The sequence below is a fragment of the Vagococcus zengguangii genome, from assembly GCF_005145005.1.
In the GTDB taxonomy this organism is placed as follows: Bacteria; Bacillota; Bacilli; order Lactobacillales; family Vagococcaceae; genus Vagococcus_A; species Vagococcus_A zengguangii.
In genome coordinates this window covers 1,185,196-1,198,954 of the sequence record NZ_CP039712.1, presented here as the reverse complement: position 1 = coordinate 1,198,954, position 13,759 = coordinate 1,185,196, and the positions used below count along the sequence as shown (strand labels likewise).

Here is a 13,759-nt window from a genome sequence, read left to right as displayed (position 1 = left end):
AACAATTAAGTTAATAAAGTATTTAAGGGGGAGTTTTTCTTGGATAAAAACGATAACAAGCGTGAACCTTGGGAAGAACCAATTTACGAAACGGACTTTGAAGAATCACGTGCTAGGAAAAAAAATAGTTCAAAGGGTAATGCATGGTTCATTACTGCTTTGTTAGCATTATTAGTAGCGATTGTTTTACTGATTGTCTTTATTTTTGTACAAGCGACTCGTACACAAGAATCAACGTTAAAAAATGATACGGGTATTGCCATTCAGACATCTGAAAGCGAAAAAAAAATATCTAGCACTAAAGACTCTAAAACAAAAGAGTCTACAACTGAAGAATCAAAAGATATAGATAAAGATGATGAAAAAACTGAGCAAGAGAAATCTGAAGAAGAAGCTGCTAAAGCAAAAGAAGAAAAAGAACGTGCCGAAGCAGAGCGTTTAGAAGCTGAAAAGAAAAAACAAGAGGAAGAAGCAGCTGCCGCTGCCGCCCAAGAACAAGCTCAACAACAAGCTGAAGCAGAACAACAAGCACAAGTTCAACCTGAAGTAACGCCTGAACAACAAAATCAACAAGAACAAACGCCTGTTCAACAAGGTCAAGTTGAAGGGACCTATACAGTACAAGCAGGTGAAGGTATCTACCGTGCGGCTATTAATGCTGGCATCTCAATGGATACACTAATGCAATTAAACGGCTTAACACCTGACTCAACATTATCAGCTGGACAAGTATTAAGAACTAAATAATGAAGTATTAATAAAAATATTGAGGGGCTGTGACAATTTTGTCACAGCCTCATTTATGATGGGATTTAGGAGTGAATAATATGACAAAAAAAATTAGTATCGCAATTGACGGACCTGCTTCAGCTGGTAAAAGTACGGTTGCTAAACTTTTAGCAAAAAAATTAGACTATGTGTATGTTGATACAGGTGCAATGTATCGAGTGATTACGTATGCTACGTTAAAAAATAATATTGATCCAGCTGATGAACCGGCAATCGTTGCGTTATTAAATACGATTGAGATAGGATTTCAATCAAATGGAGATGCGCCACAAACTGTTTTGATGAACGGTGAAGATGTAACAGATGTGATTCGTGAAGATTTGGTAACAAACAATGTATCTCAAGTATCAGCACACGAACAAGTGAGAAAAAACTTAGTTGCGCGTCAACAAGAAATTGGACGCAATGGTGGTGTAGTGATGGATGGTCGTGACATCGGCACAGCGGTGATGCCTGATGCTGAACTGAAGATTTTCTTAGTCGCTAGTGTTGAAGAGCGTGCAGAACGTCGCTATAAAGAAAATATAGCTAAAGGGATGACAGTTGATTTCGAAACATTAAAACAAGAAATTGCCGATCGTGACCATAAAGACATGACAAGAGACGTATCGCCTTTAGTTCAAGCAGAAGATGCCAAACTTATAGACACAACTGGCATGTCAATTCAAAATGTTGTAGATACCATAGAATCCTTTCTTGTGATATAATAGTTATATCAAAAATAAGTTATTCTACTAGAATTACTTTGTCCAATACGGTACAATTGTTGAGTAAGAGTAGTTTTAGACTATGGATTAGCAAGGAGGTCAAAAGTATGTCAGAATTTGGTTTTGAAAACGTAGAAAATACTTCAATGTTAGATGCGCTAGAAAGTGTACAAGAGGTAAAAATTGGAGATGTTGTCCAAGGAGAAGTTTTACAGATTGAAGACAAACAAGCTTTAGTTGGTATTATTGGTGCAGGTGTCGAAGGGGTTGTTCCACTTAAGGAATTATCTACTTTACCTGTTGAAGATATCAACGATATCATCTCAGTTGGAGATGTTTTAGATTTAGTAGTTATTACAACTATCGGTAAAGATAAAGAAAACGGTAACTATTTATTATCTAAACGTCGTCTAGATGCTAAAAAAATCTGGGCTGATATTGAGGAAGATTTTAAAGCAGACCGTGTAATTGAAGCGCCAATTACAGACGTTGTGAAAGGTGGACTAGTAGTTGATGCTGGTGTACGTGGATTTGTTCCTGCTTCTATGGTAGAAGATCACTATGTATCTGACTTCTCAGATTACAAAGGTAAAACAATGACCTTTAAAATTATCGAAATTGAACCATCAGAAAATCGTTTGATTTTATCACATAAAGCGATTGTTGAAGCTGAAAAAGCAGAATTAAAAGGTAAATTATTAGAAGATATTACAGAAGGTGCTGTTTTAACTGGTAAAGTCGCACGCTTAACAGATTTCGGAGCGTTTGTTGACTTAGGTGGAATTGATGGACTAGTACATGTATCTGAAATTTCACATGCACACGTAGCTAAACCTGAAGATGCTTTAGCAGTTGGGGATGAAGTTCAAGTAAAAGTCTTATCAGTGGATGCTGATAATGAAAGAATTTCACTATCAATTAAAGAAACGCAACCTGGACCTTGGGAAAATGTTGCAGAACAATTTGGAGTTGGAGCGGTTATTCCTGGTGTTGTTAAGCGTCTAACAAGCTTTGGTTCTTTCGTTGAGATTGCACCGGGCGTAGAAGGTCTTGTACATATCTCACAAATTTCACATAAACACATTGCAACACCTCACGAAGTCTTAACTGAAGGCCAAGAAATTGACGTGAAGGTCTTAGAAGTAAAACCTGAGGAACACCGTATAGCGTTAAGTATTAAAGCATTAGAAGAAAAAGAAGAACCTGTAGTTGAAGAAGAAATCGTAGAAGCTTACGAACCAGAAGAAGATGCTGGCTTCACATTAGGGGATTTAATCGGAAAAGATTTAGATTTTTCTGAAGAAGAATAAACAATAACGTATTAAGGGATGTGACTGATTGTCACATCTCTTTTTTTGCAAAACTAACCAATTGTTATTAGTCATACACGATAAAATTTAAAACTAACTAAAAGAAGATACCTTGTATAGGTTATTTATAATTACAGTCATGTCTATATTCTTATAAAATAGCTATCAAAACACAGTTTATTTGAGTTTAACGTCAAATAATGAGAGAATTTACTTGAATTGAGTGATTCAATTAGGTAAACTATGAAAGTATGACGAAATGAAAGGAGATAAGCTAATGGCAAACCCAACAATTGCAATTGTAGGTAGACCTAACGTAGGGAAATCTACATTGTTTAACCGTATCGCTGGAGAAAGAATTTCCATCGTTGAAGACACACCGGGGGTAACTCGTGATAGAATCTATGCTGTCGGTGAATGGTTAGGAAGAGAATTCAGTATTATTGATACGGGTGGTATCGATCTTGGTGATGAGCCTTTCATGGAACAAATCAAGTATCAAGCTGAAATTGCGATGGATGAAGCAGATGTAATTATTATGGTCGCAAGTGGCCGTGAAGGTATTACCGATGCAGATGAGTTAGTAGCACGTATGTTACAACGCTCAACTAAACCTGTTATTTTAGCAATTAATAAAGTAGATAACCCAGAAATGAGAGCCGATATTTATGATTTTTATGCACTAGGATTAGGTGATCCGTATCCAGTGTCAGGAAGTCACGGGATTGGTTTAGGAGATGTCCTAGACGAAGCAGTTAAACATTTTAAATCAGAACAAGAAGAAGAGGACGAAGGGGTCATTAAATTTAGTTTGATTGGGCGCCCAAACGTAGGGAAATCGTCATTAATTAATGCGATTCTTGGTGAGGATCGTGTGATTGTCTCTAACATTGCAGGGACAACACGTGATGCGATTGATACATCATTTACTTCTGATACTGGACAAGAATTTTTAATGATTGACACAGCGGGGATGCGTAAACGTGGGAAAGTTTATGAATCAACTGAAAAATACAGCGTGATGCGTGCGATGCGTGCGATTGACCGTTCAGATGTTGTATTAATGGTTCTTAACGCTGAAGAAGGTATTCGAGAATACGACAAACGTATTGCCGGATTTGCGCATGAAGCTGGTAAAGGAATCTTAATCGTTGTTAACAAATGGGATACGGTCGAAAAAGATACAAACACGATGAAAGAATTTGAAGACGAGATTCGTAAAGAATTTAAGTATTTAGATTATGCCCCAATCATTTTTGTTTCAGCTAAGACTAAACAACGTCTAAATAAATTACCAGAAATGATTGAACAAATCAGCATGAATCAAAACTTACGTGTGTCTTCGTCTGTCCTTAATGATATTATTATGGATGCAATTGCGATTAATCCAACACCAACTGATAAAGGTAAACGTCTGAAAATATTCTATGCAACACAAGTAGCTGTTAAACCACCTACGTTTGTTGTTTTTGTAAATGAAGAAGAGTTAATGCATTTTTCTTACAATCGTTTTTTAGAAAATCAAATTAGACGTGCATTCCCATTTGAAGGAACACCTATCCATATTATTCCAAGACGTAGGAAATAAGAAAACGCTATTTTCTTTAATATACCTTAATAAAAAAATAAAATAAACAGGTCAGAACCTTGATAATAAAGGGTTTGTATGTTATCTTTGATATAAGATAACAATTTGTTATCTTATGTGTTTATTATCTTTTTATCTATGAAGTGGTCGACACTTTAAATTTTACGGAGGTGAATAATAGACATGGCAAACAAAGCAGAATTAATCGAAAAAGTTGTTGAGAAAACAAACTTAACTAAGAAAGACGCTACAGCAGCTGTAGATGCAGTATTTTCATCAGTTCAAGACTTCTTAGCTGAAGGTGAGAAAGTACAAGTTATCGGTTTTGGTAACTTTGAAGTACGTGACCGCGCAGAACGCAAAGGTCGTAACCCTCAAACAGGTGAAGAAATCAGCATTCCAGCAAGCAAAGTTCCTGCATTCAAACCAGGTAAAGCTTTAAAAGACGCTGTTAAATAATTACCTAAAAAAGCTACTAAAAACGGTCATGGTCGTTTTTAGTAGCTTTTTTGCTTTAATAAAAAATCAGTTTTACGTTATCAGCTGCCAAATTTAACCGCTGAACCGATGACAATCGGGATTTTTTTTTCATCCATCATAAATTGTACACCTAAAACGGCATCTGCACCGATTTTTTCGGCTGCTAATTCAAGTTCTTGTAAGGCGGATTGGATATAGGTGTCAATTTCGATAGTCATTCTGATTGGACGTAATTTTGTATCAAAAGCTGTGATAATACCTAAGTCTTCCGCTATTTCACGATGTGGGTAAGACGTTAACGTTGAAATTATCATTTAATCACCCCTTTTTGTATAGGTTATCTTAATGGTAGATTTTTGTCTAATAATAGGTATTATGAACGGTTTTATATGATTAATTAGGCGATTTGAATGAATAATAAAGCGAAATAGGGTATAATGTAGCAAGTAGAGGTGAGAATATGACAACATATAGTGAACAAATGTTAACCGCCATTCAAGAACAAGATTACGTTGAAGCGGAATTATTATTAGAAAAGGCTTTAAAATTTGATGATCATGAATTATTAGGTGTTTTAGGTGACGAATTATTCAGAATGGGGTTTATCGAGGAAGCAAAAAAAATCTTTTTGCATCTGTTAGACAACCAGAACGTTTCATCAAGTACCTACATTTCATTAGCTGAAATCGCGATTGAAGATGACAAAATTGATGATGCCTTAGATTATTTAAGTCGTGTTTCAAAAGAAGACGAATTATATCCAGCAAGTCTTTTAGTCGCTGCTGATTTGTATTTTACGATTGCAATCCCTGAAACAGCTGAAGCTAAACTAAAAGAAGCATTACGTTTAATGCCGAACGAGCCTACCATTGTCTTCGCGTTGGCTGAAGTTTCATTAGAAACAGATCAATTTGCTAAAGCTGTCTCGTACTATAAGCAGTTATTAGAACAGGGAATTGAAGATTTTGCCCAAACACGCATTCCGAAACAATTAGCCACTGCGCTGAGCCATATGGGTGAGTTTGATGAAGCAGTTGAACTGTTTGAGAAAGAATTAGAAGAAGATCGCTCTGACGATGTATTACACTCATTAGCCTTGTTATATATTCAAATTGGTGAAAAAGAAAAAGCCATTGCTTTATTAGAAGAATTGAAATTGCTAGGGTCAACTTATTTGAATGTCTATGTGCCATTAGTGAGTGCCCTGATAGATGAAAATCGACCTGAAGAAGCGGATAAGATGATAAAAGAAGGACTACAAGAAAATCCTTACGATGTCTCGTTGTATCATTTGGCTTCTGATTTTGCATATAAGTATCATCGACTAGATGAAGCTGAAGAATACTTAATTCGTGCTTTAAAGATTGAAGAAGATAAAGAATTAACTTTGATTAAATTGAGTAATTTATATTTAGTTCAAGAAGAATTTGAAGAAGTAATTGCATTATTAGAAGACCAACAAGAACTGATGAATGTTCAAGGTCATTGGAGTTTAGCTCAAGCTTATTACGGATTAGAACAATACGATGAAGCAAATATCCAGTACCACCGTGCGTACGAAGGCTTAGATGATGAGCCTGATTTCTTAAGAGAGTACGGTTTATTCTTAAGGGAAGAAGGTAATCTGACCGAAGCACAAGTTGTTTTAGAGCAATATCTAGAGTACTTCCCTGATGATTTGGAGATTCAACATTTGTTGGCAGAATAGGATGTGAAACCAATGATTTCAACTGAGGAAAAGAAACTATTTTTGACGTGGGTGCTTCAAAATATCCGTTTCAATGATCGTGAAGCCTATTGGTTAATCAACTATATTGTGACTCATGAAACCGTGCTAAAAAAAGTCAAAATTATTGAACAAGTAGAAAAAACGCCACGTGGCATTAAATTTTCAGATATTAAACAAAAGGAACCAGCTTTTCAAATGTTTAAACACCATTTAACATTTGATCATGGAGAACAAATCTTCCATGAAATTAGAGCGAACGTCTTATTTGATTTGTACTTAGAATTTAATCTCGAAGATGCATGGAAAAACGAAGAACTAATGAGAGTTCTTGAAGATAATCCTTATGCACCATGGAATGAGCAGGTGTATGTTAAAGCGAACCATAACGTTTTAGATGAGCTTGAAGCGACATTTAATGAGCAATCTATACGTGAAGCGATTGACCTTGCGTTAGAACAAGGAAATCACCAAAGGTTTAACGAATTGAGTCAAGTGTTAAATAGGCAATTAAAAGCTAAGACAAAGTAAGTCTTAGCTTTTTCTGTGCTTTATTAACGGTTTTATTTTTGTTAAACTAATGGTGTACTTAAGGAGGGAGAAACGATGGATAATCCGTCATTAAATGAGATGCAACGTGAATTAGACGAATATATTTCACAGTTTAAGGAAGGCTATTTTCCTCCATTAGTGCTTCTAGGCAGAATGACAGAAGAATTAGGAGAAGTTGCCAAATCATTGATGTATCAGCAAGGTCATGTAAATAAGAAACAAAATGAAGTCATTAGTTCAGTTGATGAGGAATTAGCGGATTTATTGGTGTCATTAATTATCATGGCGAATGCTTTAGAAATAGATTTATCCTTATCTTACGAGAAAAATATGCAGAAGTATCGTCACCGCGATGCCGAACGCTTTGAACGAGTAGCAGAGGATGTTAGAAAGTTGGATGTAAGAGATGAAAATTGATAAACAAGTGATGCCAAATGAATTTATTGAGGCCATCCCGATTATGGAACAAATTAAAGCAGCAGGTTTTGAAGCGTATTTTGTTGGAGGTAGTGTCCGTGATGTTTTATTAAATAAACCGATTCATGACATTGATATTGCGACTAGTGCTTTTCCTGAAGAAATAAAGGCGATTTTTCCACATACCATTGATGTAGGAATTGAACATGGTACTGTCTTGGTTTTAGCTGAAGGCAATGAGTATGAAATAACGACCTTTAGAACGGAATCAACGTATCAAGATTATCGACGTCCAGATGAAGTGGTTTTTGTTCGTAGTTTGGAAGAGGATCTAAAACGACGTGACTTTACGATTAATGCACTTGCGATGACGACCTCTGGAGAAATTATTGATTTATTTGAAGGGGCGTCTGATTTAGAGGCTCATTTAATTAAAGCAGTAGGTTTAGCACACGAACGCTTTAATGAGGACGCATTAAGAATGATGCGTGCAGTGCGTTTTGCTAGTCAACTTGATTTTGAAATTGAGGAAGACACTTTTGCTGCGATTAAAGAACTGAGTCCATTATTGCAACATATCTCAATTGAAAGAATTCATATTGAGCTAGTCAAGTTATTGATGGGGAAAAATCGAGATCGCGGCGTGTTAGCGTTTGTTGAAAGTCAATTATCTCAGTATTGTCCAGGATTTAAGGATAAAGCTGATTCATTATTAAAATTAACGGACCTAGCTCCGATTGACATTAAATCAGAAGCAGTTATCTGGGTGATAGTTTGTTATCTGCTTGAAATTGATGAAAATAATTGTGGTATGTTTTTGAAAAAATGGAAATTATCAAATAAATTAATAGAGACCACAAAAAAAGTGTTGTTAGCTGTTCGTTATCGTCTGATACATCAGTGGAATGTAGAGCGGTTGTACGCTTTAAACGAAGAACAAGTCATCTTAACGGAACATGTTCTACAGGTATTAGCGCAGCCTCACGATTGTAAGCAAGCCCTAAGCGCTTATAGAGCTTTACCAATTCATAGTTTGAAAGACTTGGCGGTGAGCGGTAGCGATTTAATTAAGCATTTAGAACAGCAACCAGGCCCGTGGTTGGGAGAGACTCTAAAAGAACTGGAATCAGCTGTTTTGATCAACAATGTCAGCAATGAAAAAGCAAGTTTATTAGCGTATTTAGCTCAATAATAGAGGTTTGATTAAAAGATACAGGAAGAAGGTGGCATATGAAAAGTACGATGAAAGATTTTGTTGTAGAACCTGAACACACTGCGCTAGCTATTGGTTCAGGAGGGTTAGAAGTGTTATCAACACCTAGTTTGATTGCCTATATGGAAAATGTATGTTTCGAATGGCTACAAACACAGTTGTTACCAGGTTACAGTTCTGTAGGGATTCAAATGGATATGAAGCATTTGCAACCAACTGGAGTTAGTGAAAAAGTTACAATATCAATTGAAGTTGTCGAAAAAAATGAACAAAAAGTGATTTTTAATTGTTTAGCGACACAAGGTGATAAAACAATCGGGACTGCTGTACATAAGCGTTTTATCGTAGAAACGAAACAGTTTTTAAATAAAATAAACACTTTGTAATTTTTTTCACAAAAACTATTGCTTTTTGATAAGTTTGTGATATTATTAACATATAAACAAACAAAGGAGCCGATAAATATGTCAAAAGAAATGAAAGCTTTAAAATTTTATTTTAGAAATGGTGAAACATGGACTATCGAGCGTGAAAATATAGGTGATTTATGGATTCGTCAGATTACTACTAGTTTTGGAAGAATTAACGGTGGCGATTTCCAAAAAATTAATCCTTGCGAAGGAATAAAAATTGAAATTTTTGAAGAAGCTGATCATGTATTAACGGACGACATCAACCAAGGCGGTTTAGAATCAGGCATGTTTGGACGTGCGTTACAATATCAAGACATCGAAAAAATGGGGATCATCTTTGATAATGGAGAGGAAGATTTGGTTTATTTCCCATATAAAGATAAAGCAATACCAGGGCAAGAAGGTCTAGACAATGATTATCAAAGTACGAAAGTTGGGAAAAACAATCACTTGTATATCGTTATTGATATGAATGAAACAGTTGACTCAATTTATGGAGCAGAATTCTAATAATATGATTCATTTTTAGCTTAAAAATCGCTAGTCGATTTTTAAGCTTTTTTTATTGAAGAAGCTATTTTATTAAAAAACATCTAGACCGATTTGTTTTTGGTTGCTATATTTGGTAAAATAAAGTGAATTTTGAAGAAATGATGGTGGTGTTATGAAGGAACTTCGAGTTGACAATTTAACAAAAACGTATGGAGATAAGCTATTATTCGATGATATTTCGTTTTTAGTGCATACTAATGATCGTATTGGTTTGATTGGTGTCAACGGTACAGGGAAAACGAGTTTATTAAATATCATCGCTGAAATAGATACGGGCGACCAAGGTCAATTAAAACACCCACATGATTATCACGTAAGTTATTTATCACAAGCAACCAATTTTGAACCTAATGACACCGTGGCACAAGCAATTTTTTCAGGTGAGTCTGTGTTATTAAGTGTGATTCGTGAATATGAATTAGCGGTTGCGGCGCTTTCTGAAGATGGTCTTTCAGAGGTCAATCAAAAGCGATATGCAAAAGCGGAAGAACAGATGAACGCAGCAGATGCTTGGTCTGCGGACACGAATGCTAAGACGATTTTATCCAAATTAGGGATTACTGACATCACGAAGAAAATCGGAGAGTTATCGGGTGGGCAAGAAAAACGTGTGGCCCTTGCGCAAGCTCTAATTCAAGAAGCAGATTTGTTAATATTGGATGAGCCGACAAACCATTTGGATTACCAAACAATCGAGTGGCTTGAAACGTATTTGATGCAATATAAAGGCGCGATTATCTTAGTGACTCATGATCGTTATTTTTTAGATAAGGTAACTAATCGTATTTTTGAATTAAGTTTTGGGAAATTACATGAATATCGAGGGAATTATCAAACGTATCTAGAACAAAAAGCAGTGCGAGATGAACAAGAACGTAGTGCTGAATACAAAAGAAAACAATTATTCAAACAAGAACTCGCTTGGATTAGAGCGGGGGTTCAAGCACGTGGTACTAAGCAAAAAGCGCGTAAAGAACGATTTGAAGATTTAAAAGAAAATCTACATCAGGTGAAGGAGAATGGCGCGATTGATTTAGGATTAGCCACGAGTCGACTTGGAAAAAAAGTTATTGAGGCTCAAAATCTGACATATAGTATCGAGGGTCAACGATTATTAGATGATTTTTCTATATTAATTACCAATAATGAGCGCTTAGGGATTACTGGAAAAAATGGGGCAGGGAAATCAACCTTGCTAAATATTTTAGTAGGTAATCTGGCACCTGATAGTGGGGTCGTTCAAATGGGTGAAACAGTCAAAATTGCTTATTATACGCAGCAAACGGAAGCCATTCCTGATGATATGCGAATGATTCAATATTTGCAGGAGGTTGCCTCACAAGTTCGCACAGCGGATGGATCAGAGATTAGTGTCACTGATATGTTAGAACGCTTTTTATTCCCTAGAAGCCAGCATGGTACTTTGATTAGAAAGTTATCCGGTGGTGAAAAACGCCGATTATTTTTATTAAAATTATTAATTAGTCAACCGAATGTGTTGATACTGGATGAGCCAACAAATGATTTAGATATTGATACATTAACGATTTTAGAGGACTACTTGAATGAATTTAATGGAGCTGTTTTAGCCGTTAGTCATGATCGATATTTCCTTGATAAGACAATGGAGAAGCTGCTGGTTTTTGAAGGAGATGCGGTAATTCAAACGCATTATGGTTCAATGAGTGACTATTTATCGAAAGAATCAACTCATGAACAAACTGAAAAACCGATACCTGTTCATGTGGCTAATGATAACGATAAGCAGTCTCCAGAAGGAGAAGAAACTGAGAAGACCAAGAAAAAATTAACGTACATGGAACAAAAAGAGTGGCAAACAATCGAGGAAGAGATTGCGGAACTTGAAGAAAGAGTCGCAAGTTTACAAGAAGAAATGAATCATCAAAATAGTGATTTTACGGCACTTAACCAATTACAAAAAGATTTACAAGCAACTGAAGAATCATTAGATATTAAATTAGAACGTTGGGAATATTTAAGTGAGTTTATCTAATAGAGGAGGCAAAATTATGGAACAAGCATATTTAGATTTATGCCGAAAAGTAATGGCAGAAGGTAATCAAAAGAGTGACCGAACAGGTACAGGCACTAAGAGTGTATTTGGTCATCAAATGCGATTTGATTTACAAGAGGGCTTTCCTTTATTAACCACTAAGCGTGTGCCGTTTGGATTAATCAAAAGCGAACTATTGTGGTTTTTAAGAGGAGACACTAATATTCGCTTTTTACTCCAACATAATAATCATATTTGGGATGAATGGGCCTTTGAACGTTATGTTAAGAGTGAGGATTACCTTGGTCCTGATATGACGGACTTTGGACTACGAGCTGTTGAGGATGAAACCTTCAATCAAATTTATTTAACGGAAAAAGACACGTTTTGTCAAAGAATATTAGACGATGAAGTATTCGCTGAAAAATACGGAAATTTAGGTAATGTTTATGGGTCTCAATGGCGTCATTGGCAAACAAAGAATGGCGAAACCATTGATCAAATTAAAGAGGTGATTGAGATGATTAAACACTCTCCAGACTCAAGACGTCTCATCGTATCAGCTTGGAATCCAGAAGATGTACCAACCATGGCTTTACCACCTTGCCATACCCTCTTTCAATTTTATGTTGCAAATGGTAAACTAAGCTGTCAGCTTTACCAACGAAGTGCTGATATTTTCTTAGGGGTACCTTTTAACATCGCAAGTTATGCGTTATTAACCCATTTGATTGCACATGAAACTGGCTTAGAAGTTGGGGAATTCGTCCACACTTTTGGGGATGCTCATATTTACAATAACCATTTTGACCAAGTCAAAGAGCAATTATCTCGAGACGTACGACCTTTTCCAAAATTAGTGTTAAATAAAGAAAAACAGTCAGTCTTTGAGTTTGAGATGGAAGATATTCAAATAGAGAATTATGAACCACATCCGGCTATTAAGGCACCAATTGCTGTCTAGTCAGGTTCAGGGAGGAAAAAAATTATGTTTGCTGCTATATGGGCACAAGATGAGAACAGATTAATTGGAAATGGAGACACGATGCCGTGGCACTTGCCAAATGATTTACAGTTCTTTAAAAATACAACCGAAAATAATACCATTGTGATGGGGCGTACGACATTTGAAGGGATGAACAAACAACCGCTACCTAATCGCCACACTATTGTCTTAACAACTGACCGTGATTACCAAGCGGAGGGTGTTACTGTCATGCATTCAGTTGATGAAGTTGTTGCCTACGAGAAAAATTATGATGGCATTGTTTTTATCACTGGTGGCGCAAAGGTCTATCAAGAATTTTTACCATTATGTGATATTGTTTATCGCACAGTAATTCATGAATCATTTGAAGGTGATGTGTTTATTCCTGATATTGATTTTGATGTTTGGTCAATGATTGATGTTAGTGATGGTCTCGTGGATAGTAAAAATAAATACCCACATTCATTTGAAACATTTAAACGAAAAAAATAAGGGTTAACTTAAAGGATTTGACAGTTTTTGTCTAATCCTTTTTTTATGAATATTTTTAAGCAAAGCATTTGGAAAAAACCAAAGATATGATAAACTAGGAAAGAAACAGTCATTGTAGAGGAGAAGTTAAAATGAAAATTGCTTTAATTGCGCATGATAAAAAGAAAGATTTAATGATTGAATTTACCAAAAAGCATCGTGATTATTTTGAAAAACATGAATTGTATGCAACGGGAACAACCGGTCAATTGATTATCGATCATACACAATTAAATGTTCATCGTTTTAAATCTGGTCCGTTGGGAGGAGACCAACAGATTGGGGCCTTAATTTCGGAAGAACTAATGGATTTAGTGCTCTTTTTTAGAGACCCATTAACTGCGCAACCACATGAACCAGATGTTTCAGCCTTGATTCGTTTATGTGACGTCTACAATGTACCGTTAGCAACCAATATTGGCACAGCTAACTATTTAATTGAGTATTTAAACGCTAGATAGTTAGTTAGGAAGTACATG

At 35.8% G+C, this 13,759-nt stretch carries 16 protein-coding genes; 15 read left to right on the top strand and 1 reads right to left on the bottom strand.

The window, feature by feature from the left end; all coding sequences use genetic code 11:
* Window positions 1–39 precede the first annotated feature (39 nt).
* The 5 genes from FA707_RS05645 (at window position 40) to hbs (ending at window position 4,853) form a co-directional block, all read left to right on the top strand.
* Window positions 40–747, top strand: coding sequence for a LysM peptidoglycan-binding domain-containing protein (locus FA707_RS05645; RefSeq protein WP_136953313.1), 708 nt, complete (start codon window positions 40–42; stop codon window positions 745–747).
* Window positions 748–827: 80 nt separating this feature from the next.
* Window positions 828–1,496, top strand: a complete 669-nt coding sequence (gene cmk / locus FA707_RS05640; RefSeq protein ID WP_136953312.1) for a (d)CMP kinase — start codon at window positions 828–830, stop codon at window positions 1,494–1,496.
* Between the two features lie 107 nt (window positions 1,497–1,603).
* Window positions 1,604–2,806: a 30S ribosomal protein S1 gene (gene rpsA, locus FA707_RS05635; protein WP_136953311.1), complete on the top strand. Its 1,203-nt coding sequence runs from the start codon at window positions 1,604–1,606 to the stop codon at window positions 2,804–2,806.
* Between the two features lie 277 nt (window positions 2,807–3,083).
* Window positions 3,084–4,394: a ribosome biogenesis GTPase Der gene (der, locus tag FA707_RS05630; RefSeq protein ID WP_136953310.1), complete on the top strand. Its 1,311-nt coding sequence runs from the start codon at window positions 3,084–3,086 to the stop codon at window positions 4,392–4,394.
* Between the two features lie 183 nt (window positions 4,395–4,577).
* Window positions 4,578–4,853: a non-specific DNA-binding protein Hbs gene (gene hbs / locus FA707_RS05625; RefSeq protein WP_136953309.1), complete on the top strand. Its 276-nt coding sequence runs from the start codon at window positions 4,578–4,580 to the stop codon at window positions 4,851–4,853.
* 80 nt (window positions 4,854–4,933) lie between these two features.
* On the opposite strand, the gene FA707_RS05620 is transcribed toward hbs, so the two are convergent.
* Window positions 4,934–5,188, bottom strand: coding sequence for a YbjQ family protein (locus FA707_RS05620; protein WP_136953308.1), 255 nt, complete (start codon window positions 5,186–5,188; stop codon window positions 4,934–4,936).
* A gap of 146 nt (window positions 5,189–5,334) precedes the next feature.
* On the opposite strand from FA707_RS05620, the gene FA707_RS05615 reads away from it, so the two are divergent.
* From FA707_RS05615 to mgsA, 10 genes are all read left to right on the top strand, one after another.
* A complete protein-coding gene (locus tag FA707_RS05615) occupies window positions 5,335–6,582 on the top strand; it encodes a tetratricopeptide repeat protein (RefSeq protein ID WP_136953307.1) in 1,248 nt (415 codons plus the stop codon).
* Window positions 6,583–6,594: 12 nt separating this feature from the next.
* Window positions 6,595–7,131: a YpiB family protein gene (locus FA707_RS05610; RefSeq protein WP_136953306.1), complete on the top strand. Its 537-nt coding sequence runs from the start codon at window positions 6,595–6,597 to the stop codon at window positions 7,129–7,131.
* Between the two features lie 75 nt (window positions 7,132–7,206).
* Window positions 7,207–7,569 (top strand): MazG nucleotide pyrophosphohydrolase domain-containing protein, encoded by a 363-nt coding sequence (locus FA707_RS05605; RefSeq protein WP_136953305.1) that lies wholly within the window; start codon window positions 7,207–7,209, stop codon window positions 7,567–7,569.
* A complete protein-coding gene (locus FA707_RS05600) occupies window positions 7,565–8,761 on the top strand; it encodes a CCA tRNA nucleotidyltransferase (protein ID WP_425471317.1) in 1,197 nt (398 codons plus the stop codon). Before FA707_RS05605 ends, FA707_RS05600 begins: the two co-directional genes overlap by 5 nt.
* Before the next feature lie 38 nt (window positions 8,762–8,799).
* Window positions 8,800–9,168, top strand: a complete 369-nt coding sequence (locus FA707_RS05595) for a thioesterase family protein (RefSeq protein WP_136953303.1) — start codon at window positions 8,800–8,802, stop codon at window positions 9,166–9,168.
* A gap of 78 nt (window positions 9,169–9,246) precedes the next feature.
* Window positions 9,247–9,705 (top strand): hypothetical protein, encoded by a 459-nt coding sequence (locus tag FA707_RS05590; RefSeq protein ID WP_136953302.1) that lies wholly within the window; start codon window positions 9,247–9,249, stop codon window positions 9,703–9,705.
* A 154-nt stretch (window positions 9,706–9,859) separates the two neighbouring features.
* A complete protein-coding gene (locus FA707_RS05585) occupies window positions 9,860–11,761 on the top strand; it encodes an ABC-F family ATP-binding cassette domain-containing protein (protein WP_136953301.1) in 1,902 nt (633 codons plus the stop codon).
* Between the two features lie 16 nt (window positions 11,762–11,777).
* Window positions 11,778–12,725 carry a thymidylate synthase gene (locus tag FA707_RS05580; RefSeq protein ID WP_136953300.1) on the top strand — a complete coding sequence of 316 codons (948 nt, stop codon included), beginning with the start codon at window positions 11,778–11,780 and terminating at the stop codon, window positions 12,723–12,725.
* Between the two features lie 24 nt (window positions 12,726–12,749).
* On the top strand, window positions 12,750–13,241 hold the full coding sequence (locus tag FA707_RS05575; protein WP_136953299.1) for a dihydrofolate reductase: 492 nt from the start codon (window positions 12,750–12,752) through the stop codon (window positions 13,239–13,241).
* Window positions 13,242–13,372: 131 nt separating this feature from the next.
* Window positions 13,373–13,741 (top strand): methylglyoxal synthase, encoded by a 369-nt coding sequence (gene mgsA / locus FA707_RS05570; protein WP_136953298.1) that lies wholly within the window; start codon window positions 13,373–13,375, stop codon window positions 13,739–13,741.
* The last annotated feature ends 18 nt before the right edge of the window (window positions 13,742–13,759 follow it).